The organism is Delftia sp. Cs1-4 (assembly GCF_000214395.1).
GTDB classification, from domain to species: domain Bacteria; phylum Pseudomonadota; class Gammaproteobacteria; order Burkholderiales; family Burkholderiaceae_C; genus Comamonas; species Comamonas acidovorans.
The window spans coordinates 3325002-3346974 of sequence record NC_015563.1 but is presented as its reverse complement, the minus strand read 5'-3'; the positions used below and the strand labels follow the sequence as shown (position 1 = coordinate 3346974).

Genomic DNA, 21973 nt, shown 5'->3' with positions numbered 1-21973 from the left:
ATACTCCATGCAAGACCGCGTCCGCCAGAACCGCAGGAACGCCATCTGGGCCATCCCCCTTGGCATGGCCCTGCTCGCGGCCAATGCGTACCTGGTGCTGGCGGAGATTGCGCCCGACATCCGGGGCCTGCTCGATCGCGCGCCCGCCGTCAGGATCACGCCGCTGTCGCCACTGGCCATCACAGCGCTGGCCTTCCCGCTGGTGATGGTTGCAGCGGTCATCGCCAATGCCATTCCCTGCAGCAAGACCGTGCTCAAGAAGGTGGAGTACGCACTGATGGGCGTCCTCGCCATCAATGTGCTTTCCATTGCCGTGTCCTTTCTGGTGATTGCGCCACTGCAGCACTACGCCATGCCCCGGATGGGATACGAGCGCTGCAACATCCTTCAAGGCCATCCCAGCATGTACTTCACCGACTGGGTCAGCAACCCCGCATGGTGCGTGCGCGGCAAAAGCCGGGAATGGGTGAATGAGCAGGCGCTGCGGGGGAAAGAGTCCTCCAGCCTGCCCTCCCTTTCCAGCCACTTCAGCTCCTGAGGACCCTGCATGCGCCCCAGTCCCCTCAACCCCATGCCCACGCTGCGCACGCGCCAGAACCAGGCGACCGCAGCCAAGGACCGGCTGCAGCCCGCCCTGCTGGACCGGCTGACCGACCATGAGCCCCATCTGCGCACCGAGCGGCCCGATGCGGTCTTCGTGAACGAATCCCGCCTGCGCGAGGCCCTGCTGCGCGACCTGGGCTGGCTGCTCAATGCGCGCGATGCCTGGGACCACGTGGAGATGGAGGGGCTGGAGCATGTGCAGCGCTCGGTCATCAACTACGGCATGCCGCCGCTGGCCGGCCAGCTGCTTTCCGAGCTGGACTGGAGCCATGTGGAGCGCAGCATCCGCGAAAGCATCCTGGCCTTCGAGCCGCGCATCCTGCCCAAGACTCTGGCCGTGACGCTGCTGGCCTCCACCGAGCAGCTCAACCACCACAACACGCTGCAGTTCGAGATCCGCTGCCAGTTCTGGTCCATGCCCTATCCGCTGGAGCTGCTGCTCAAGACCAGCCTGGACCTGGAGACCGGCCAGGTCTCGCTGCAAAACCTCAGGGCCTGAGCCCGGACGCCGCCACACACACCATGAATCCCCGCCTCGTCGAGTACTACAACCGCGAACTGGCCTATCTGCGCGAGCTGGGCGCCGAGTTCGCCGCCGCCTTCCCCAAGGTGGCGGGCCGCCTTTCCCTGCACGACACCGATGTGGCCGACCCCTATGTGGAGCGCCTGCTGGAAGGCTTCAGCTTTCTGAGCGCGCGCATCCAGCTGAAGATGGATGCGGAGTTTCCGCGCCTGTCCCAGCGCATGATGGAAATGGTCTGCCCCCACTACCTGGCGCCCACGCCATCCATGGTGGTGGTCCAGCTCAAGCCCAGCGCCAAGGAAGGCAACCTCGTGGACGGCTTCACCCTGCCCTCTGGCAGCGTGCTGCGCACCCACAAGTCACAGGAAGAGCAGACCATCTGCGAATTCCGCACCGGCGGGCCGCTGACGCTGTGGCCGCTGGAGATACGCCAGGCGCGCCTGGGCGGCCCGGCGCTGGACCTGCCCCATGCGCTGGTGCCCCAGCTGGGCGAGGCCGGCGGCCACCTGCGCCTGCAGCTGGCCACGCTGGACGCCTCGCAGTGCATGCAGCTGGCGATGGACCAGCTGTGGGTCTACATCCATGCGGGCGATGTCGTCGCCTCCCACCTGCAGGAGCTCATCCACACGCAGACGCTGGCCATCGTGGTCCACCACCCGCAGGACCCGCGCCAGGTCTGGGACGTGCTGCAGCCCGATGCACTGCGCGCCGAAGGCCATGACAGCGAGCAGGCGCTGATTCCCTATTCGCACCGCGCCTTCCAGGGCCACCGTCTGCTGCACGAGTACTTTGCGTTTCCCGCACGGCAGCGGTTCTTCTCGATCAACGGCCTGTCGCGCAGCATGCGCCGCATTGCCCATGACGGCGTGGGCATCACCGTGCTGCTGCGCCGCGCCGCGCCCACGCTGGAGCCGCAGATCGACGCGGCCAAGCTGCTGATGCACTGCATTCCGGCCATCAACCTGTTCGAGTACACGGCGGACCGCCTGCATGTGGCCTCCAACGTGCACGAGTACCACGTCATCCCCGACCGCACGCGGCCGCTGGACTTCGAGGTCTACGGCGTGCAGGCAGTCACCGGCCACCACGAAGGCAAGACCCAGGACCGCGAATTCGCGCCGCTGTACGCATCCACGCACGGCCTGCACTCCACCGAGCAGGCCTACTTCACCACGCGGCGCGAGCCCCGGCTGTTTTCCGAGCGCAGCCTGCGCAGCGGCCCGCGCACGCAGTACCTGGGCTCGGAAGTCTTCATCTCCCTGGTGGACCAGCGCGAGGCCCCGTTCTCCGACGACCTCAAGCAGCTGTCCATGCACACCCTGTGCACCAACCGCGACCTGCCCCTGCTCATGCGCGTCAACCAGCCGGGCGGCGACTTTGCGCTGCAGGAATCGGCGCCCGTGGAATGGGCCCGCGCCATCGCCGGCCCCAGCGCGCCCATCCCCGCCGTGGCCGACGGAGGCCTGACCTGGCGATTGATCTCCCACCTGAGCCTGAACTACCTGGCCATGACCGATCTGTCCGACGAGGAAGGCGCGGCCACGCTGCAGGAGCTGCTGCGCCTGTACCTGGACCTGGGCAACCACCAGCTGGCCGGGCAGATCGCCGCCATCCAGGGCATGCGCATCGAACCCATCACGCGCCGCCTGCCCCAGCACCGCCAGCTGGTCTACGGCCGCGGCGTGGGCGTACACCTGAGCGTGGACGAGCCGGCCATGGCCGGCGTCAGCCCCTGGCCCCTGTCGAATGTGCTGGAGCGATTCTTCGCCCGCCATGTGGGCGTCAACAGCTTCACCGAGCTGCAGCTGCACTCGCGCCAGCGCGGCCCCGTCGCGCGCTGGACTCCGCGCCCCGGACAAAGGCCCGGCATATGAGCAATGCCGCCCACGCCCCCCTGCCCGAACCGGAACACCTCCAGTCTGCGGCTCCGGCTCAAGCTCCGGCGCCCGCGCGTGCGCCCGTGCAGGCCGCCGGGCCCGACGACGCCCGGGCGCGCCTGTTCTGGCAGCGCCTGAGCGCCAAGCCCTACCAGTTCGACCTGATGCACAGCCTGCGCTACCTGCAGGCGCGCCATCCCGCGCTGCCGCGCCTGGGCCAGGCCACGCGCCCCAAGGACGAGCCGCTGCGCCTGGGCCAGGACCCGTCGCTGGCCTTCGCCCCCGCCACCATTGCCGAAATCCTGCCCTCGCGCGCCGGCGAGCCCGAGCGCATGACGGTCTGGAACTTTGGCCTCTACGGCCCCAACGGTCCGCTGCCCACGCACATCACCGAATACGTGCGCGAGCGCCTGCGCCAGCATGACGACGCCACGCTGGCACGCTTTTCCGACATCTTTCACCACCGCATGCTGCTGCTGCTGTTCCGCGCTTGGTCGGACGCACAGCCCACCGCATCGCTGGACCGCCCGGGCGAAGACCCCTTTGGCCGCTACATAGACAGTTTCATAGGCGCCGGCCTGCCCAGCCAGCGCGCGCGCGACGACGTGCCAGACCACGCCAAGCGCTTCATGGCCGGCCATCTGACCCGCTGGACGCGCAACCCCGAAGGACTGTGCCAGGCCCTGTCGCACTACTTCCAGATTCCCGTGAAGCTGGAAGAAAACTGCCTGCACCACCTGGAGCTGGAGCCCGAGCAGCAGACCCGGCTGCAGGGCCGCCCCTGCAACTCGCGCCTGGGCGTGGACGCCGTCGTGGGCTCGCGCGTGCCCGATGCGCAAAGCAAGTTCCGCCTGGTGCTCGGCCCGCTGGGTCTGGAGCAATACCGGCAGCTGCTGCCCCAGGCCGCACTGTTCCAGACCCTGGTGGACTGGGTGCGCAACTACCTGGGCATCGAATTCGCCTGGGACTACGTGCTGGTGCTGCGCCGCCAGGAAGTGCCTGCCGCCCGGCTGGGCAGCAGCACCCAGCTGGGCTGGACCACCTGGCTCACCCACGCCGAGCCCGCCCAGGACGCGCGCGACTTCCGCCTGGACCCCGAAGCCTGGCTGCGCCAGCGCCGCCAGCCCGTGCGGGGCCGGCGCCCCGGCCCCAGCCCTCGAACCACTGAATCACCGAACCACTGAATCACCACTTCCCTGCTCGCACACATGCCCACCGTACAGATCAAGTTCCCGCACAACGCCCCGGTCCCTTCCACGCTGACACTGGTCGAAGGCAACCGTCTGCGCGTCAAGATCGAGGCCGTCGCAAAGACCTACAAGCTGGGCACCAGGATCGATGCGCCCAGCATTCTTGCGGCCCAGCCCCCCGTACACAACGCCCGCGCCGACAGCTGGCAATTTGACTTCGTGGCGCAGCAGCCCGGGCTCACCAAGCTCAGCATCGTGGCGGTGCAGGGAACCGGGCTCAGCGTCATGCCCGCAGCCATCACCGTGCAGGTGGAGAAAAGCATTTCGCTGCCTGCGGAGAAGACGACGGAGGGGATGCTGGTACGCCTGCTGCTGGCCGAGAACTTCTCGCCAGACGGCGCCCCCCGAAACGTCGCATGGAAAGCTTCCGACGTCCTGACGTCCATGCGCTGGATGCGCCGCGTCATCGAGAACCGGCTCAAGAGCGGCAAGCCCGAGGAGTTCATGGCCCGCGGTGCAACCACCATCGCCGACATCATCAAGGCCAACGACCGAGGCATGGTGCAGTTCCATGGCTTTCCGACCTATCCCACGCTGAACCAAAACATGCAGGAAAACCTCACGGACTACCTGCAGATCGCCAACAACGGCCTGCATGGCAAGCGGACGGCGTACCAGCAGTTTGTACAAGCGGCCATCACTGTTGCCTCCGAACCGCTCGCTGCGGATCCCACAAGCACCGGCCTGTATGCCTGGCGATCGGAAGGCAGTGGTTCGCCCGGTCCGGATTTCAAGGTGCACGCCACGCTCATGGGCAACACCTTCTACACGCATGCCCGACTGCGCAAGCAGGACTGAAGACCCTGTCCCACCAACTCCCGACACCATGCCCATGCCACAACCCAAGAGTTCCTGGCTACCCGCCTGCCGCATACGATGGACTGCATGTCTAGTGGCCACGCTGGCTCTGTCTGTCTCCGCGCCTGCCCATACATCTGAAACGGCAGACAACCCCACCGCTACGCCAACACCAGCAGCACCCCGAGATCCCGTTCCCGCCGACTTTTCGCGCCCCAGCAAGGCAAGCATCCCCTCGCCCACCGTGCTGCGCGCCTACCTTCAGCTCAAGGAAAGGCGTGCAGGCACATCCATGGCGGGGAGGCCCCAGCACTTTTGCTTTGTCCAGCAGCGCTCCACGCCACCTGAAGATCCAGGACCCTTCGTCTGGATGATCTGGCAAGACGGCGGCGAGATTCTCAATCTGGGTCGGCTGCCGGCCCAGGTCCACGCGACGGCGCAAGAGGCTGAAGAAGACGGCCAAGGCTTGGCACGAAGCAAGTCCATCCACCTCGCCACAGACGTCCGTGAAACGGCAGAGGAAATCTACGGCAGCAGCTTTCTCGTCGAACGCGCCTGGGTGAACAGACTGCTGGCGCAGTGCAAGGCCAAGGGCCGCACCATCAAAGTGGCTCCTGCCCGATAGCCGCATGCCGCATATCGGACGCAACCGCTTCCTCGGGCCATGCCGTTTCAGGCAAGGCCGTCGCCTGCTCGCAAGGTGTCTGCTGGCCACCCTGGCGGGATTGGCCCTGCCTTCGCTGGCAGCGCCTGAAAGCGGGCGGGCCTCCGATTTCTCGCGTCCGGCGCAATCCCTGATTCCTTCTCCAGCCGCCCTGCGTATCCATTTGAAGAGCCGCCAGGCATCGACTGGCCACGGAAAGCCTGCAGCCCTCCAGCGCTTTTGCTTCGTGCAACAGCACAACCGCAGCGCAGTCCCTGCGCGATCGTCGGTCTGGATGGTCTGGCTCGAAGGTGGCCAGATCGCCAATCTGGGACAGCGCCGCTTCACCGCCAAACCATCGCCGGATGAAGCGCAATGGGATGGCGATGCCTTGTCCGAAGCCAAGGCTATTCACCTCGCCACCGACGTCCGTGAAACGGCGCAGGAAACCATCGGCAGCAGCTTCCTCGTCGAACGCGCCTGGGTCGACCGGCTGCTGGCGCAGTGCCAGGCCAAGGGCCGCAAGGTCGAAGTCCGCCCCCGCCGCTAGCCGGCAATTCCGACCGCCCATTTATCCCTTCTTTTTAAGCACCCAAGACCCATGACAGAAATCAGCCGCCAATCCCTCTTCGGCAAGCTCAACCCGCTGCTGTTCAAGTCGCTGGAAGGCGCCACCGTGTTCTGCAAGCTGCGCGGCAATCCCTATGTGGAGCTGGTGCACTGGCTGCACCAGCTGCTGCAGGAAAACGATTGCGACCTGATCCGCATCCTGCGCCACTTCGACATCGCCTCCGACCGCCTGGCCGCCGATGTGCTGCGCCGTCTGGACCAGCTGCCCCGCGGCGCCACCTCGATCAGCGACTTCTCCGAGCACATAGAGACCGCCATCGAGCGCGGCTGGGTCTATGCCACGCTCATGTTCAACGACAGCCAGATCCGCAGCGCCTATCTGCTGTCGGGCATGGTGCGCACGCGCTCGCTGGCCAATGAGCTGCGCTCCATCTCGCGCGAATTCGACAAGATCTCCGAGCCCGCGCTCAGCGATGCCTTCGCCCGCCTGCTGCCCGACTCGCCCGAGGCACGCATGCGCGCGGCCGATGGCAGCGGGCTCGAAGGCACGCCGGGCGAAGCCAGCCAGGCCACGGGCGCCGCGCCCGGCCAGGGCGGTGCGCTGCAGCAGTACACGGTGGACCTGACGGCCCGCGCCAAGGCCGGCGAACTGGACCCGGTCACGGGCCGCGACGACGAAGTGCGCCAGATGGTGGACATCCTGCTGCGCCGCCGCCAGAACAACCCCATCCTGGTTGGCGAGGCCGGCGTGGGCAAAACCGCCGTGGTCGAAGGCCTGGCCCTGCGCATCGCCCAGGGCGACGTGCCGCCGCCGCTGCAGGGCGTGGAGCTGCGCGTGCTGGACGTGGGCCTGCTGCAGGCCGGCGCCAGCATGAAGGGCGAGTTCGAGAACCGCCTGCGCGGCCTGCTGGACGCCGTGCAGTCCAGCACCACGCCCATCGTGCTCTTCATCGACGAAGTCCACACCCTGGTGGGCGCGGGCGGCCAGGCCGGCACGGGCGATGCCGCCAACCTGCTCAAGCCCGCCCTGGCGCGCGGCACGCTGCGCACCATCGGCGCCACCACCTGGGCCGAGTACAAGAAATACATCGAAAAAGACCCGGCCCTGACCCGCCGCTTCCAGCTCGTTCAGGTGCACGAGCCCGACGAGCCCCGCGCCGTGGACATGCTGCGCGGCGTGGCCGCCAAGCTGGAAAACCACCATCAGGTGCGCATTGCCGCAGACGCGGTGGCCGCGGCCGTCAGCCTGTCGCACCGCTACATTCCCTCGCGCCAGCTGCCCGACAAGGCCGTCAGCCTGCTGGACACGGCCTGCTCGCGCGTGGCCATGGCCCTGCATGCCACGCCCGCCCAGCTTGAAGCCGTGCAGCGCCGCATCGAGGCCCTGGGCGTGGAGCAGGAAGTGCTGCTGCGCGAGGCAGCCCTCGGCCTGCCCACGGCCGAGCGCCTGCAGGCGCTGGAAACCGACCTGGCCAGCCTGCGCGACCGCCAGGCCACGCTGGCCGAGCGCTTCGGCCAGGAAAGCGCGCTGGCGCGCCGCATCCTGGAAACCGAGGCCGCCCTCATGGGCCTGAAGCCGCCCGTCTTCTCCACCGGCGCCGCCGCAGCCCCGTCCGCTGCGGCACAGGAAACGGCCGCCGAAGCCACCGCAACCGAACCTGCCGAGCCCCCCAGCGTGGCCGCGCTGGAAGCGCTGCGCCGCCAGCTCGCCGAGCTGCAGGGCGATGCCCCGCTGCTGCAGCCCGTGGTCGATGCCGGCGTGGTCGCCGCCGTCGTGGCCGAGTGGACCGGCATTCCCGTGGGCCGCATGGTGCGCGACGAGGTGCAGTCCGTGCTCTCGCTGGCAGACACGCTGGAGAAGCGCGTCATCGGCCAGCGCCATGGCCTGGAGGCCATCACGCGCCGCATCCAGACATCGCGCGCGCGGCTGGACGACCCGGGCAAGCCCATCGGCGTGTTCCTGCTGGCCGGTCCCTCGGGCGTGGGCAAGACCGAGACGGCGCTGTCCCTGGCCGAAGCCCTGTATGGCGGCGAGCAAAACCTCATCACCATCAACATGAGCGAGTTCCAAGAGGCGCACACCGTCTCCACCCTCAAGGGCGCGCCACCGGGCTACGTGGGCTACGGCGAAGGCGGCGTGCTCACCGAGGCCGTGCGCCGCCGCCCCTACAGCGTGGTTCTGCTCGACGAAATCGAAAAGGCCCACTCCGACGTGCACGAGATGTTCTTCCAGGTCTTCGACAAGGGCTGGATGGAAGACGGCGAGGGCCGCTACATCGACTTCAAGAACACCGTCATCATCCTGACCTCCAACGTGGGCTCGGACCTGATCGCCAACATGTGCCGCGACCCGGACCTGGCGCCCACGCCGGAAGGCCTGGCCCAGGCCGTGCGCCAGCCGCTGCTGCAGACCTTTCCCGCCGCGCTGCTGGGCCGCCTGACGGTGGTGCCCTACTACCCCATCTCCGACGCCATGCTGGAGCAGATCATCCGGCTGCAGATGCTGCGCATACAGCGGCGCATCGAAGAGCGCCACGGCGCGCAGTTCAGCTTCGACGAAGCCGCCGTGGACTTGGTGCGCCGCCGCTGCAGCGAGGTCGAGTCCGGTGCGCGCATGGTGGACGGCATCCTCACCCAGAACCTGCTGCCGCGCATGGCCACCCACTTCCTGCAGGCCACCGTGGAAGGCCAGGAACTGCAAAGCCTGCACGCCGGCGCCAGCGGCGACGACTTCACGCTGGACGTGCGCACCCGCGCTGCGGAGCCCGCATGAGCGGGCGCCGTCTTCCACGCGCCACCACGGCAGTGATTGCCGCCGCGCTGCTGGCCGCCCCGGCCGCACAGGCGCTGGACCTGGGCGCCATCGGCCAGGCTGCCGACACCGTGCAGCGTGCCTCGGGCGCCGCCACGGCCGGCCAGCAGGCGCTGGAGGCCGGCCGCAGCGCGGCCAGCACGGCCACCAACGCGGCCACCGGTGCCGCCAGCGAGGCCCGTGCCTGGTGGGATCGCAACCAGGCCCAGCCCGAGGCGGCACAGTCGCCGCCCTCAGGCGCCGCCCCCGTGCAGGACGACCAGGGCGGCCCACGCCGCGTCATGGCCGTGCTGGGCGACGCCTGGACGGACAGCGCCCGGCGCGGCCAGGCCGTGGTCGCGCTCATGGACCAGGGGCCGTACCTCGTGCAGCGCCAGGCCGCCCATGTGGCGCCAGCCAAGTCGCAATGGCTGGCCCTGCCGCGCGGCGACAGCACCGGCGTGGCCATCGAACTGCCCGGCGACCCCGAAGGCACGACCTATGACCTGTCCACCGGCCGCGCGCGCCCCGGTGGCCGGGGCGTGCGCATCTTCGCCCTGTCCGTCCACGCCGACGTGCCCCAGCGCGCGGGCCGGCGCAGCCTGGACGCCATAGAGCAGCACGCCATGCTGCGCGCCAGCTCGGTGCGCACCGAATGGCCGCGCCAAAGCGGCGACATCCTGGAGCCCACGGGCGGCAAGCTGCTGGTCTGGGCCAGCGATGCCACGCAGCGCTTCCCTTCCGGCTTTGGCGCCGACGGGCGCCTGTTCACCGCCGACGACCCCATGGTCACCCTGCCGCGCGGCTACACCGTGGTCACGCTGGAGCCGCAGGGCCTGCGCTTCGACCGCGCCCGGGAAATCGCCCTGGCCTTCCACGCCGTCCAGCCCGCGCAGGACATCGACCTGTCCCGCCTGGGCGCAGGCGATGCGGCCCAGGCCCTCATCGGCCTCATTGCCGAGCGCCACCCGCTGGCCGCCGCCAGCGGCTTTGATGCCGGCAAGCTGCGTGCCGACTACGGCCAGCGCCTGCAGACCGCCGCAGAGCGCGGCGACAGCGCCGCACAGGCCCAGGCCCTGGCAGAAATGGGCCAGCGCCTGGGCGATGGCCAATACCGCGTTCTGCTGCCCGGCGGCCAGGCCTGGCCTGCCCGCACAGACCGGGGCCTGTCCCCGCAGCTGCTGGCACGCGGCAGCGTCAACCTGCCCATGCCGCGCACCTGGCTGCGCGAGGACGGCCGCATCGCCATCACCAGCGTGGCGCCAGGCTCTGCCGCCGCCAAGGCGGGCCTGCAGCCCGGCAGCGACATCCTCGCCATCGAAGGGGAAAGCCCGGCACGCTACCTGGACCGCATTGCCCCCGCCTCGCTGCGCGCCGGTGCCGAAGCCCGCCGCGCCGACCTGCTGGCGCTGGACCTGGGCACGCCCGCCACGCTGAGCCTGCGCACCGCAGCGGGCGCACCCCCGGCCAGCCAGGAGCAGACCCTGCGCCTGGACGCCGCCGCAGCCGCCACCACGGCCCTGCCTGCGGCCGAGCCCGCCCTCGCCTCCTTCCTGCTGCGCAGCGCCCAGGGCGGCAACCTGGCCTACATCGCCCTCGACAGCTTTGCCGACGGCGCCACCGGCCAGCTCAACCGCTGGGAGGGCGCCCTGGCCGCAGCCACCCAGGCCAGGGTCACGGGCCTGGTCATCGACCTGCGCGCCCACCGGGGCGATGACGCCTACCAGCTGGTGCCCCACATGCTGGCCTCGCTCTACACGCGCGACAAGCCGCTGCGCATGCAGGACGCCGCCCAGCGCCTGTTCGACCCCGCCGCCCGCGTCTGGCGCAGCCGCGGCGGCCTGGGCCTGCCGGCCCAGCTGCCGCTGGCCGCCTCGGGCACGCCCTTCACGGCCCCCGTCGCCGTGCTCACCAGCCCCGGCTGCGCAGGCCCCTGCGAACTGTTCGCGGCCTGGCTGCAGCACAGCCAGCGTGCCGACATCGTCGCCACCAGCGCCACGGCTGGCGCCACCGGCCCCGCCACGCGCGTGCACCTGCCGGCCGGCTTCATCGTGCAAGTCCCCCTGCTCGCAGAAACCGGCCCCGCTGGCGACAACAACACCGCAACACAAGCCCAAGGCGTGACCCCGCGCCTGCGCGTGCCCGTGGACGCGGCCTTCACCGCCTCCGTCCAGTCCGGCGGCGACCCGCTGCTGGACGCCGCCGTGCTCCATCTGGATCGCGACCGCGCTGTGCAGGCATCGCGCTAGGACCGCAATCCACCCGATTCCAAAGAGCTTCGACCATGCCGCTTGCCATTACGAGCCAACCCGCAGGATCTCAATTCGTCATCACCGCCGATGCGCAAATGCCCACCATTACCGTGACTGCCGTCTTGCAGAACGAAGCACTGCCTGCGGGAGCCACACCCATCTATGAATGGTCGGCCACGTTGATTTACGACGGCGGCAGCGATGTCAGCAAAACACGGTTCGGAAACAAGCAGCGCACCCAGCACAGTCCCATCGCGTCGCAGACCAGTGCCAACGCCAGTTGGCGCATTCCCTTCACCGAAGTGCGAGGTGGCAGCCTCACCGTACAAGTCATCTTGCGTGCTGGAGGCTTGGAGCGCCGTGCCAGCGTCAGCTGGCTCATCGTGGGCCAAAACCCATCGAGCACGGCCATTCGAGCATTCGCCAACGGCATCGGTGCAGACAGAGTCGTGTTCCGCAAGAAGATGCGGCAGGAAAGTTCACTACATCAGTTCCTGTCACCTCCCGGCCACTGGCCCAAGTACAGCAGTGACGGCAAAGGCGGTGTGGGTCTATGCCAGCTAACAACGCCACCGCCTACCGCAGACCAGACCTGGAGCTGGAAAGAGAATGTGCGCGGCGGCTGGACGCTTTATCAGGAAAAGGAGCGCTTCGCCCGCAACTACCCGCGCACCGTGCGCAAAAGCCAGCAATTCAGCAACCTTGTGGCTGCCTGGAACCAGGCGCGGGCAAGGCAGGGGCTGCCTGCCATTCCCGTGGAACTGCCGGACTACACGGCCGAGCAGTTGGAACGCGACACACTGCGCGGCTTCAACGGCTATGCCAATGGCCTCCACGAGTACCGCGTGCGCCAGCAGGACGGTCAGCTGTTTGTCACGATCAACCCCGCTGGAACACTGGGACTGGCTGAATGGGAGCAGGTTCCGGTTTCAGAGCGCGGCACCAAGGGCGATCCCAACTATGTAGAAAACGTGCTGGGCAGGGAGGACTTCTAGCCATGCCCGCCCGTTCTATCGTCATTCACCTCATGAAGGCTTCCGCAGCCATGGCTGCCATAGCGATGGCCGTGGGCTGCTCTTCCAGCGCCGACCAGATGGGGCCCGCTGCACATCGTTCGGCCACACTCGCTACGGCAGCCACGGCCAAGGCACTCGACCCCACAGACCGCAGCCAGTATCGCTATCTGTATGCCGTGTACTGCAATGGCCGAGTGGATCGAATCGATCTGAAAAGCCAGACCAAGACAGGCAGTTTTCAGCTCTCCGAGCGAAGTGGCGAACCACCTGCGGTGCCAGTGCAAAGCGCAAGTACCTCCTTCGCCGACAGCTGCCAGATTCGCCCCGCAGCTACGGGCGACATGCAGGATCAGGCCGCAGGCCTGGTGAATCTGGTGGCAGGCGATGGCACGGGCGTCGCTGCCGATGGCCGACAGTCCTATCGGTTGCTGACGTTTTCCCTGCCCGGCTGGACCTTGCTCGGAACCCGTGACCTGGGCCGCTTCGAAAACGGCCAGCCGCACGTGCGCCGGGCCACAGACGGCTCCCTTGTCGCTGTCCACAAGCCGGATGGCGACCTGCGCACGCAGTTGACACAGCAGGCCAGGGCATACGCCGGTGGCGAATCCCTGGAGGATCTCCGGGCGGAGGAAACGTCGGCAGGCCGCGTGCTGCTGAGCTACCGCCTCCCGGGAGCAGACGGCTTGGGCTTTGCGCTGTCGGACCGCGAGCGCGCACTCACGGTGCCGTTGCAGGCGCTGCCCGGCCAAAGCCTGGCCCCTGGATGGCGCCTTGCGCCAGGCGGCCGCTACGTGCTGTTGACCCTGAACAAGCTCGTACCCATGGAACGGGGCCTGCAGCAGTTGGCCGCCACCGGCGAGATGCGCCTGTACGACGCACAAGGCCGCCAGCTGGCCACGCTGAACGATGCCCGCGTCGCTGGGCCCTCCATGGTCTTGATGCCCAAGGAAGACATGGACCGCGACACACCGCGCACGGCCGGCCACTGGCTCAACATCGCGCTCACCCCGGATGGACTGGCCGTGTTCGCCGATCCACTGGGCAATTACCGCTTCGTCGAACTGGGACATGTCTTCGGCCTGGACCCGGTCGTGGGCCTGGACGCCGACGACTACGACAGCCGGCTGCCTGGTCTGGTCTATGCAGCGCAATAAGCAATCCCTTTCCATGCACCGAAGCGTCACCGCCAGCGCCATCGGCTTGGCGCTGCTGTGCCCTGGCCTGGGCATGGCTGAGACAGCGGGTCCCACAGCACCCGTCCAGAGCCCCCACCGCTACCTCTACGCCGTGTACTGCAACGGCACCGTTGACAGGCTGGACCTGGTCCAGCAAACCAAGACAGGCAGTTTTCAACTGTCAGAGCGCAGCGGCAGCCCTGCGGCCATTGCGGCGCTGCCACGGCCAGGAGTTCGACCTGGCGGCTGCCTTGCCCGCCCTGTCGTCACGCAGGATGCGCAGGACAGCAGTGACGGGGTGGTGAACATCGTCGCCAGCAGCCGGCTGGACCCCGATGCGGACGGTCGCAAGCCCTACCAGCTGCTGACCTTCGCCCTGCCGGGCTGGACGCTGCAGCAAGCGCGCAATCTGGGCAGCTTCGATGCATTGCCCCGCCTGGCCCGCGCCGCTGACGGAACCCTGGCCGTGCAGCCCCAGGACAAGGATCCGGCCGCCGCCATGGCCACGCAGGCCCGGGCCTGGGCGGCAGCGGATGCGATGGCCTGGACCAGCGCCCAGGCATGGTCGGCAGGCAATGTGCTGTTGATCTATGCCTTGCCCGGGCAGCGCGGCATGGGCGCCGCGCTGGCACTGGGCGCAGAGGCGCGCATCGTGCACCTGGCCGAGTTCCGCAGCGGTGGCAACGACATCCCGCCCGACCTGCACCTGGCGCCGGGCGGCCGGTTCGTGCTGGCCAGCCTGAAGCGCTCCGTCCCTCTGGGCGAGGGCCTGCGCAAGGTCGAAGCCACCGGGGAGCTACGGCTGTATGGCGCGGATGGCCGGCAGACCCGGGCGTTGAACCAGGCGAGCCTGGCCGGCAGCGTGCTGGCCCGGAGCCGGCCAGGCTCGCTGGACCCGGACCAGCCCGGAACCGACAACGACTGGTTCAACGTAGCCCTGACGCCGGGCGGCCTGGCGGTTTTCACCGACCGGCGCGGCAACTACCAGTTCATTGCGCTGGGCCAGCCCTTCGACAGCGACCCTGTCATGGATGACGCCCAGGATGACGCCGACGGCGCCCGTCCTGGGCTGGTGTACGCAGCCCGCTAGCAGCAGAGGACCTTCCAGCCACCCATGCAAGCCCTTCATCGACCGGCGCACGCAGGCCCCGCCATCCAGGCCTGAAGCCCCGACCCCTCTTCCACCCCAAGCACCGCGAGATCCGACACCATGACACGCAGAGTCACCATCAACACCCCCCTGGCAGACCAGCTGCAGCTGCGCCGGCTGCAGGGTCGCGAGGAAATCAGCCATCTGTTCGCCCTGGAGATCGACCTGCTCAGCGAAAGCGACAGCATCGATCCCAAGGCCCTGCTGGGCAAGGGCGCCACCGTGGTGGTGGAGACCCAGGACGGCGGCAAACGCTACATCGATGGCCTGGTCACGGCCTTCGGCATGCGCGGCCAGGACGAGCACCGCAACTTCCTGTACCGCGCGCGCCTGTCGCCCTGGCTGTGGCTGGCCACGCGCCGCAGCGACTTTCGCATCTTCCAGAACAAGACCGTGCCGGACATCATCAACGAAGTCCTGGGCATCTACGGCCACCCCATGCAGCAGCGCCTGACGCGCTCCTACCGCACCTGGGAGTACTGCGTGCAGTACAACGAGACGGACTTCCAGTTCGTCTCGCGCCTCATGGAGCACGAGGGCATCTGCTACTACCACCAGCACAGCGCGGGCCAGCACGTGCTGACATTGGGCGACGACATCGTCGCCTCGCACGACCCGCTGCAGGGCGGCGCCGTCATCCCCTTCCACCCGCCCGGCAAGGCCGCCGTGGCGCGCGAGGAATGCATACACGCCTGGGAGCTGCACCAGCGCGTCAAGCCCGGCCGGCACTACAACGACGACTACGACTTCAAGAAGCCCCGCGCCGAGCTGTCCAACATGCGGCGCAACCCGCCCGGCCATGCGCACGACGCCTACGAGATCTACGAATGGCCGGGCGGCTACACCGAAACCGGCGACGGCGAGGACTACATCCGCGTGCGCCTGCAGCAAAGCCTCACGCGCCAGAGCACGGTGCAGGGCAGCTCCAACCACCGCGCCATGGCGCCGGGCTACACCTTCACGCTGGACAACTACCCGCGCGGCGACCAGAACCAGGCCTACCTGGTCACGGCCGTGAACTACGCCTTCGAAGAAAACCCGCGCGTCAGCGACGGCGGCAGCGGCGAGGGCTCGACACAGAAATTCGTGCTCCAGGCCCAGCCCACCAGCCTGCCCTTCAAACCCGAACGCATTACCGCCAAGCCGCGCACCACGGGCCCGCAGACTGCCGTCGTCGTCGGCCCCGCAGGCGAAGAGATCTGGTGCGACCAGTACGGCCGCGTCAAGGTCCAGTTCCACTGGGACCGCATCGGCGGCATGAACGAGAACTCCAGCTGCTGGATGCGCGTGGCCACCAGCTGGGCCGGGCCGGGCTTTGGCGCGGTGCACATCCCGCGCATCGGCATGGAAGTCATCGTGGACTTCCTCAACGGCGACCCGGACTACCCCATCGTCATGGGCTGCGTCTACAACGCCTCCAACATGCCGCCCTGGGCGCTGCCGGCCAACGCCACGCAATCGGGCATCAAGACAAGATCCAGCAAGGGCGGCGCACCGGGCGCGGGCCTGAAGAACGGCCAGGGCGACGCCAACGCCATCCGCTTCGAGGACAAGGCGGGCGCCGAACAACTGTGGCTGCATGCGCAAAAGGACCAGCTCACCGAAGTCGAGAACGACGAGGACAAATGGGTGGGCAACGACCGGCGCAAGACCGTGGACCGTGACGAGACCAACGTCATCCACCGGGACCGCACCGAGACCGTGGACCGCGACGAAACCATCACCGTGCACAACAACCGCACGGAGCGGGTGGACCACAACGAGAAGATCAGCATCGGCGACAACCGCAATGAAGACGTCGGCATCGACGAGAACATCTCCATCGGCAAGAACCGCAGCAAGACCATAGGCCGCAACGAGAAGGACAAGATCGGCAACAACTGGTCGATCAAGGTGGGCAGCTTCAAGACAGAGACCATCGGACTGGCCTACATGCAGAACGTGGGCCTGGCCAAGATGGTGAACATCGGCGCCGCCTACAACGTCAATGTGGGCGCGGCCATGGTGGTGAATGTGGGGCTGAGCCAGAGCACGACGGTGCTGGTGGACCGTTCCGTCAGGGTCCAGGGCAACCAGCAGACCACGGTAGGAAAGCGCTACGCCATTCAGGCCGGCGACGAGCTCTCAATCACCGTGGGCGCTGCCAGCTTGGTAATGAAAAGCGACGGCACGATCACCATCAATGGCAAGAACATCGACGTGGTCGGCAGTAAGCACATCGGCCTCGACTCCAAGCGTATTGACCTGAACTGAGGAGTCCCGAATGGAGCGCCCTTCCCACGCAATGCCCAGTCCGGTGGAGTCCGCCCCCTTGCCGGAGGTGGTCAACCACACGCCCTGGCCCAGCCAATACTTCCAGCATGTGGACCCACATGGCGAGATCTTTCACGTCATGGTCAGCCGCATCTCCTACACGCTGCGCGCGGTACAGAAAAATGGCGATCTCATAGAGCCCACTGTCCTGCCGCCCGAGCAACAGACACCGCTTTGCACCGCAGACGAGTTCTACGCAAACGTGAACATCAGCAGCGTGCTGCAGGAAAGCGATCTTGCTCCTTACAAGCCAAAGTGCGATGTCATCCTCACCAATGCCTTTGCATATACGCCAGACGGCAAGCCTCATGAGCGGTGGCCGGCCGGCTTCAGGTTTGCAGACAGCATCATCAAAACGCTTCAGGTCACCGGACCGCGGCAATTCGAGCGCTCTCTGACCAGCCTCGGAGCGCTGCGTCCCGGCGCCCCGAAACCGGTCACTCAGGTGCCGCTGTGCTATGAGCTGGCCTTCGGGGGCCCCAATGTCATTCGCCAGGAGCAACTTCTGCAGGAGTTTCTGGATGACAGGGACGACGTCAGGATCACAAAGTCCCAACGCGAGATCGCCCAACAGGCGCATGACGCGCTCCCCGCCTTCTACACGCCCAATCCGATTGGTTGCGGCAGGCTTCCCGAGGCGGTCCACGACGCCGACAAAGCCATTGCGAAACTGGAAACCCACACACAGCAGCAGCCCCAGTCCGCGCAGCACTACGCAGCGCCGCAGATTGAGGCCTTGAACCAGCCTTATGACGGACAGCAGGACTATCCGGTCGTAGGCGTGGGCGCCATCGGACGCTGGTGGAGTCCTCGGGTTTCCCTAGCCGGGACGCATGACGACGCATGGAAGCAATCCCAGTGGCCCAAAAGTCCTTTGGATCATGACTACCGCTACTGGAACTGTGCGCCGGAAGACCAGCAGATCGACTACCCGCAGGGTGGCGAAGAGGTCATGCTCCTGAACCTCATTCCAGCCGACAAATACCAGGGCATTTTCCGCTTCAAGCTACCCACGCAGGAGCTGCAACTGCTGGTACGCCTGAATGTGGGCGTGGTGATGTTTGCGCCCATGAACATAGACACGGTGATCCTGGATTTAGCGACTGGCACTGTGACTACCGTCAGGCGGGCAATCATCAGCGCCAAGACAGATGTCAGGCAGCTGGAGTTGGGCACCTGGCCCAAAGGCACAGGCATGGAACTGGATGCCGAAATGCAGCGCGCAGCCAGCGAACGCGCGAAACCTCAGGAGGCACGCCGTGGCTGACGAAAACATCGCATCCAAGGACGGGCGGTTTCGCATCGTTTCGCTCACCCCAGATGTATGCCTGACACCAAGCAAGAACGGCGTCCCGGTGCCCTACCCCATCACGCACCAGATGAACCAGAGCAGGCAGTGCTCTCCCAACGTCTTCCTGCAAGGCAAGCCTGTCTACCTTCACAACCAGAGCTATGTCGACAACGTCATGGGCGATGAACCCGGACAAGGCAAGGGCGTGGTCAGCCAGACCAATATGCGCATCAGCCACGACATTGACCACAGCAAGACCGTCTACGTCAATGGCCGGGCCATCGTGCGCACCGGCGACAAGATGTGGATGAACTGGAAGAAGCCCTGAAGCGCCATGGCCACCAGAAAAAAACAACTGCCTGCAGCGCAGTCACAAACTGCACAGGTCAAGCCCAACGCCTACCCTTCTCCAGGGCCGATAGGCAACACCTCGGGACTGGTCATCCCCGACACGGCCCCCAACCTCCACGGAGCCACGGCTCCCGCCATCAAGCCCGTCGCCCAGGAAAAAAGCTGGTGGCAGCGCTGGGGCAGCGACGTTGTGCACACAGGTCTGGATGTCGTGGGCCTCATCCCCGGCGTAGGCGAAATTGCCGACGGCGCCAACGCTTTGATCTATCTTGCCGAGGGCGATAAAGTCAACGCTGCCTTGAGCGCGGCAGCCATGATCCCGGGCGCGGGGATGGCGGCCACCGGGGCCAAGTATGGGAAGAAGGCAGCAGCAGCGGCAACAGAGGCTGTAGGAAAAAAAATAGGACGAGAAGCAAGCGAAGAAGCCGCAGGGAAGGCTGCCAAGGAAACAGGTGCAAAGAAAGCAGACGGTAAGGGTGGAGGAAAGGACAAAGGTAAGCCCAAAAGGCACAAGGACTGTGGAAAAAAGGTGCCTTACAACGACAAAAAATCGCTCAAAGGCAGCGGGCTAGAGAAAGACCATACTCCTTCAGGTGCCGCTCTCGAAAAAGCTGCCGAAAACAAGATCAATGAACTAAGGGATTCTGGTGTAAAAATTAGCGATGCTCAAGCTTCAGAAATTAGAAAATCTGTCCGAAACAATGCACCCACAATTGCTGTTCCTCCAGATATTCATGCTGAAGGACAAACTTGGCGGTATAAAAACACTCCTGAAAGAATCTCTCAGGATGCGGGAAACCTCAATGAAGCTGTAAAAAGGAATACAGATGCCATCTCCAAGGCTATGGAAAACAAGGATCATGGATGCAAGGATGCCTATGACAAAGCTGCTCAAGAGTTGAGAAACATGGATTGGGATCAATATATTCAGGACGCCATCACCAACGGAACAAAGGCAAAGAAATGAATGCAATAGAACTGATGATTTTTTTAGGCCATAGTAGCACGCATGAACCGTTCGACGAGTTTTTAACCAAAAATGGCATTAAGAGCCGACCGAAAATAGGACGGTCATTGGACACGCTTATCCCAATAAAAGGACAAGGTCTTTCAATGTCATTCGAAATCGATGCAAAAGGAAATGGAATAGCACCCAAAAGTGAAGGCGCATTCATATTTAGTCAACTTGAAATTAGAATATCTGGAGATGTCGGAAAGAATGGAATTTACACCGGACCTTTACCTTATGGTTTAAACGCAAATGACAGCAGGGATGCGATAGAAAAAAAACTGGGACAACTTAAGCGCAGAATGCCGGAGATTGATAATTATTTTCTTGACGGAGTTGTATGGACAGTCGCTTTCGAAGAGGGTAAATTGGAATTCTTTCAGCTTGGCGTTCCTACAAATGGCAAAAGAAAACATGGACTTTGCCCCTGATTAAGCAGGATATTTATGCGTCCATATCTAGTAATCTGACTTGCTAAAAATCAGATAAACCGCCTCAGATCATGAAAACCCCATCTTCCATAATTTCCTCGGCGCTAATTAATTTCCTTGGTTGCTCTTCAAAAGATCAGCGTTTGGAAGATTTTCTTGAAGAATATAACATCCATGATCGCCCGATGACAGTGGAAGAATTGGAGTTACTAGAAGACGCAGATGACAAGGAGGATACAGATGCCGAATACGAATTAACTCAAAAGTCCAAAGATTCGCTGATCATTAGATCAGAACGGAATGGATTTTGCCTCATTTTCAAGAAAAGGGAGGATTATGAACTAACGCACTCAGAGCAAATAACCTTCTCTGACCCGTTTGTGCTTGAGCAGATTGCCTTCTTCGCCAATGGCGTACAAACCTATCAAGGATTTCAGGGCAGTTTTCTGTCGGGCATCACAATGGAGACAAAGAAAAATGATCCCGCGTACACCTTTTTTGGAGATCCAATAGCTAGCAGAATAATTTACGATACTCCTGTGGAGCTTTTTCACATATACGACCTGATTGTCAATTTTGGATTCATGGGAAAAGGTAGTTCATGCTTAGCTCACGTCCATATAAGAAAGAAAAATATACATGACAAGGTTATGCTGAAACCAAATTTTGATACGGCAGCAGCATCGTTCCCAGACATGATTGGCAGCATTCATTTGGGAAAAGCATACGATGCTCCGGAAGTGCTGGATTTTTTTTCAAAACATGGACTACATCAGTCTATTGATGACAATGACTGCCCTGAAGAATTTTCATCTCTCAGCAGATCTCAAGGGATTATAATTTACCTGAAAAAAATGAATGATGGCAGCAAGAATTCATCAAAAAATGCAATAAGTGCCATTACATACAAAAGACGAGGAGATCTCGGATCCTTCGGATATGAAGGTCTGCTTCCTTTTCGCCTGTCATTTGGGGAAATTCCTGATGTAGTGATGAGAAAAATGGCAATACCCTTCGACAGAAGAGCAGATAGCGAAACGCTTTTTTCGCTGTATTGGCGACTACCATCAAATATTATAATTCAGGCAGTTTTCAGCTTAATAGATTGGCAACTGGCCAGAATAACACTGCATGCACAGGAAAATATCAAATCCGTATTACCAGATAATTCATCAAAATCATAAAAACGGCTTCTTTTGTATTTTTAAGCCTTACCACGCATTTAAGTTTCACGGGTTTTCCAATATAACTCCATAACAGCAATTCTATCCGAGTAATTAATTCCAGAGACAGCTGCTAAGAAATGGTCATTTTTATTGACTACAGAATCTGATATGCCACTCGCGGTGCGTGCTGGCAGACGACACAGGCCTGTACGTCACATTGCCCTCCCTGGCCGTGGGAGCCGAGCATTTCGACATCTATGAAAAGTTCACGCTCAGCCACCCCGAACCCGACCTCTGGGCCATCACCTACAAGGAAGGCCTGTCCCGCCTCTTCCGCCGCGAAGCACCCGAGCAATGGCGCCTGCCGCTGGCCGCGCTCCAGGACCGCGACGGCAACACCGTGCAATTCCATTGGAAATACGCCCTGGGCTCGGACGAACCCGTCACAATGCAGACCTGGAGTGCACGCTACGCCGCAGGCCAGGGTGCTGCCCCCGCCACACAGGGCAAGCCACCCGCGCCCTTTGCCCGCCCCCTGCTCGCCGGCCTGAGCGACACCGCAGGCCGCCGCCTGCACCTGCACTGGAGCGCGCCAGGCACACTGCCGCTGGACGCCTTTGCCGGCGCCCGCCTGACTGCCGTGGTCCTGCATGCCCCGGAGCACGCCCCGCAGACCCTGGCCCAGTAAGCCTACGACGCCCAGGGCCAGCTCATCTCCACGCACCACGGCAGCCAGCCCTACCGCCAATACGCCTGGCGCTCCG

The 21973-nt window shown here is 64.4% G+C and carries 19 protein-coding genes; all 19 read left to right on the top strand.

Annotated elements, in window-relative coordinates; all coding sequences use genetic code 11:
• Positions 1-7: 7 nt before the first annotated feature.
• The 19 genes from DELCS14_RS14740 (at position 8) to DELCS14_RS31230 (ending at position 21897) form a co-directional block, all read left to right on the top strand.
• On the top strand, positions 8-538 hold the full coding sequence (locus DELCS14_RS14740) for a hypothetical protein (protein ID WP_013802355.1): 531 nt from the start codon (positions 8-10) through the stop codon (positions 536-538).
• A gap of 9 nt (positions 539-547) precedes the next feature.
• Positions 548-1102, top strand: coding sequence for a type VI secretion system baseplate subunit TssE (gene tssE / locus DELCS14_RS14735; protein WP_012205683.1), 555 nt, complete (start codon positions 548-550; stop codon positions 1100-1102).
• A 23-nt stretch (positions 1103-1125) separates the two neighbouring features.
• Positions 1126-3000, top strand: a complete 1875-nt coding sequence (gene tssF, locus DELCS14_RS14730) for a type VI secretion system baseplate subunit TssF (protein ID WP_012205684.1) — start codon at positions 1126-1128, stop codon at positions 2998-3000.
• The gene (tssG, locus tag DELCS14_RS14725) at positions 2997-4187 is read left to right on the top strand and encodes a type VI secretion system baseplate subunit TssG (protein WP_013802354.1); all 1191 of its coding nucleotides are present in this window, start codon (positions 2997-2999) and stop codon (positions 4185-4187) included. The genes tssF and tssG overlap by 4 nt, the downstream gene beginning before the upstream one ends.
• Positions 4188-4211: 24 nt before the next feature.
• Positions 4212-5051, top strand: coding sequence for a hypothetical protein (locus DELCS14_RS14720; protein ID WP_013802353.1), 840 nt, complete (start codon positions 4212-4214; stop codon positions 5049-5051).
• Between the two features lie 370 nt (positions 5052-5421).
• Positions 5422-5676 (top strand): hypothetical protein, encoded by a 255-nt coding sequence (locus DELCS14_RS31235; protein ID WP_228676892.1) that lies wholly within the window; start codon positions 5422-5424, stop codon positions 5674-5676.
• Between the two features lie 4 nt (positions 5677-5680).
• The gene (locus DELCS14_RS14710; protein WP_013802351.1) at positions 5681-6244 is read left to right on the top strand and encodes a hypothetical protein; all 564 of its coding nucleotides are present in this window, start codon (positions 5681-5683) and stop codon (positions 6242-6244) included.
• 51 nt (positions 6245-6295) lie between these two features.
• Positions 6296-9037, top strand: coding sequence for a type VI secretion system ATPase TssH (gene tssH, locus DELCS14_RS14705; protein ID WP_013802350.1), 2742 nt, complete (start codon positions 6296-6298; stop codon positions 9035-9037).
• The gene (locus DELCS14_RS14700) at positions 9034-11304 is read left to right on the top strand and encodes a S41 family peptidase (RefSeq protein ID WP_013802349.1); all 2271 of its coding nucleotides are present in this window, start codon (positions 9034-9036) and stop codon (positions 11302-11304) included. The genes tssH and DELCS14_RS14700 overlap by 4 nt, the downstream gene beginning before the upstream one ends.
• A 35-nt stretch (positions 11305-11339) precedes the next feature.
• The gene (locus tag DELCS14_RS14695) at positions 11340-12302 is read left to right on the top strand and encodes a hypothetical protein (RefSeq protein ID WP_013802348.1); all 963 of its coding nucleotides are present in this window, start codon (positions 11340-11342) and stop codon (positions 12300-12302) included.
• 2 nt (positions 12303-12304) lie between these two features.
• Entirely contained in the window at positions 12305-13477 is a 1173-nt protein-coding gene (locus DELCS14_RS14690; protein WP_013802347.1) for a hypothetical protein, read from the top strand.
• Positions 13478-13490: 13 nt separating this feature from the next.
• Positions 13491-14588, top strand: a complete 1098-nt coding sequence (locus DELCS14_RS14685; RefSeq protein WP_013802346.1) for a hypothetical protein — start codon at positions 13491-13493, stop codon at positions 14586-14588.
• 120 nt (positions 14589-14708) lie between these two features.
• Complete coding sequence (gene tssI / locus DELCS14_RS14680) at positions 14709-16901, top strand: type VI secretion system tip protein VgrG (RefSeq protein WP_013802345.1); 2193 nt, start codon at positions 14709-14711, stop codon at positions 16899-16901.
• Between the two features lie 10 nt (positions 16902-16911).
• Entirely contained in the window at positions 16912-18228 is a 1317-nt protein-coding gene (locus tag DELCS14_RS14675) for a DUF2169 domain-containing protein (protein ID WP_013802344.1), read from the top strand.
• Complete coding sequence (locus tag DELCS14_RS14670; protein WP_012205695.1) at positions 18221-18580, top strand: DUF4150 domain-containing protein; 360 nt, start codon at positions 18221-18223, stop codon at positions 18578-18580. The genes DELCS14_RS14675 and DELCS14_RS14670 overlap by 8 nt, the downstream gene beginning before the upstream one ends.
• Before the next feature lie 6 nt (positions 18581-18586).
• Positions 18587-19570 (top strand): hypothetical protein, encoded by a 984-nt coding sequence (locus DELCS14_RS29980; protein ID WP_013802343.1) that lies wholly within the window; start codon positions 18587-18589, stop codon positions 19568-19570.
• Positions 19567-20043, top strand: a complete 477-nt coding sequence (locus DELCS14_RS29975; protein WP_013802342.1) for a hypothetical protein — start codon at positions 19567-19569, stop codon at positions 20041-20043. The genes DELCS14_RS29980 and DELCS14_RS29975 overlap by 4 nt, the downstream gene beginning before the upstream one ends.
• 71 nt (positions 20044-20114) lie before the next feature.
• Positions 20115-21227 carry a hypothetical protein gene (locus DELCS14_RS29970; RefSeq protein ID WP_013802341.1) on the top strand — a complete coding sequence of 371 codons (1113 nt, stop codon included), beginning with the start codon at positions 20115-20117 and terminating at the stop codon, positions 21225-21227.
• Between the two features lie 166 nt (positions 21228-21393).
• Entirely contained in the window at positions 21394-21897 is a 504-nt protein-coding gene (locus tag DELCS14_RS31230) for a hypothetical protein (RefSeq protein WP_049801403.1), read from the top strand.
• The last annotated feature ends 76 nt before the right edge of the window (positions 21898-21973 follow it).

Bases quoted from the DNA above. Each gene is read 5' to 3' on its own strand.
- DELCS14_RS14740 (WP_013802355.1), top strand. From the start codon at position 8: ATGCAAGACCGCGTCCGCCAGAACCGCAGGAACGCCATCTGGGCCATC.
- tssE (WP_012205683.1), top strand. From the start codon at position 548: ATGCGCCCCAGTCCCCTCAACCCCATGCCCACGCTGCGCACGCGCCAG.
- tssF (WP_012205684.1), top strand. From the start codon at position 1,126: ATGAATCCCCGCCTCGTCGAGTACTACAACCGCGAACTGGCCTATCTG.
- tssG (WP_013802354.1), top strand. From the start codon at position 2,997: ATGAGCAATGCCGCCCACGCCCCCCTGCCCGAACCGGAACACCTCCAG.
- DELCS14_RS14720 (WP_013802353.1), top strand. From the start codon at position 4,212: ATGCCCACCGTACAGATCAAGTTCCCGCACAACGCCCCGGTCCCTTCC.
- DELCS14_RS31235 (WP_228676892.1), top strand. From the start codon at position 5,422: ATGATCTGGCAAGACGGCGGCGAGATTCTCAATCTGGGTCGGCTGCCG.
- DELCS14_RS14710 (WP_013802351.1), top strand. From the start codon at position 5,681: ATGCCGCATATCGGACGCAACCGCTTCCTCGGGCCATGCCGTTTCAGG.
- tssH (WP_013802350.1), top strand. From the start codon at position 6,296: ATGACAGAAATCAGCCGCCAATCCCTCTTCGGCAAGCTCAACCCGCTG.
- DELCS14_RS14700 (WP_013802349.1), top strand. From the start codon at position 9,034: ATGAGCGGGCGCCGTCTTCCACGCGCCACCACGGCAGTGATTGCCGCC.
- DELCS14_RS14695 (WP_013802348.1), top strand. From the start codon at position 11,340: ATGCCGCTTGCCATTACGAGCCAACCCGCAGGATCTCAATTCGTCATC.
- DELCS14_RS14690 (WP_013802347.1), top strand. From the start codon at position 12,305: ATGCCCGCCCGTTCTATCGTCATTCACCTCATGAAGGCTTCCGCAGCC.
- DELCS14_RS14685 (WP_013802346.1), top strand. From the start codon at position 13,491: ATGCACCGAAGCGTCACCGCCAGCGCCATCGGCTTGGCGCTGCTGTGC.
- tssI (WP_013802345.1), top strand. From the start codon at position 14,709: ATGACACGCAGAGTCACCATCAACACCCCCCTGGCAGACCAGCTGCAG.
- DELCS14_RS14675 (WP_013802344.1), top strand. From the start codon at position 16,912: ATGGAGCGCCCTTCCCACGCAATGCCCAGTCCGGTGGAGTCCGCCCCC.
- DELCS14_RS29980 (WP_013802343.1), top strand. From the start codon at position 18,587: ATGGCCACCAGAAAAAAACAACTGCCTGCAGCGCAGTCACAAACTGCA.
- DELCS14_RS29975 (WP_013802342.1), top strand. From the start codon at position 19,567: ATGAATGCAATAGAACTGATGATTTTTTTAGGCCATAGTAGCACGCAT.
- DELCS14_RS29970 (WP_013802341.1), top strand. From the start codon at position 20,115: ATGAAAACCCCATCTTCCATAATTTCCTCGGCGCTAATTAATTTCCTT.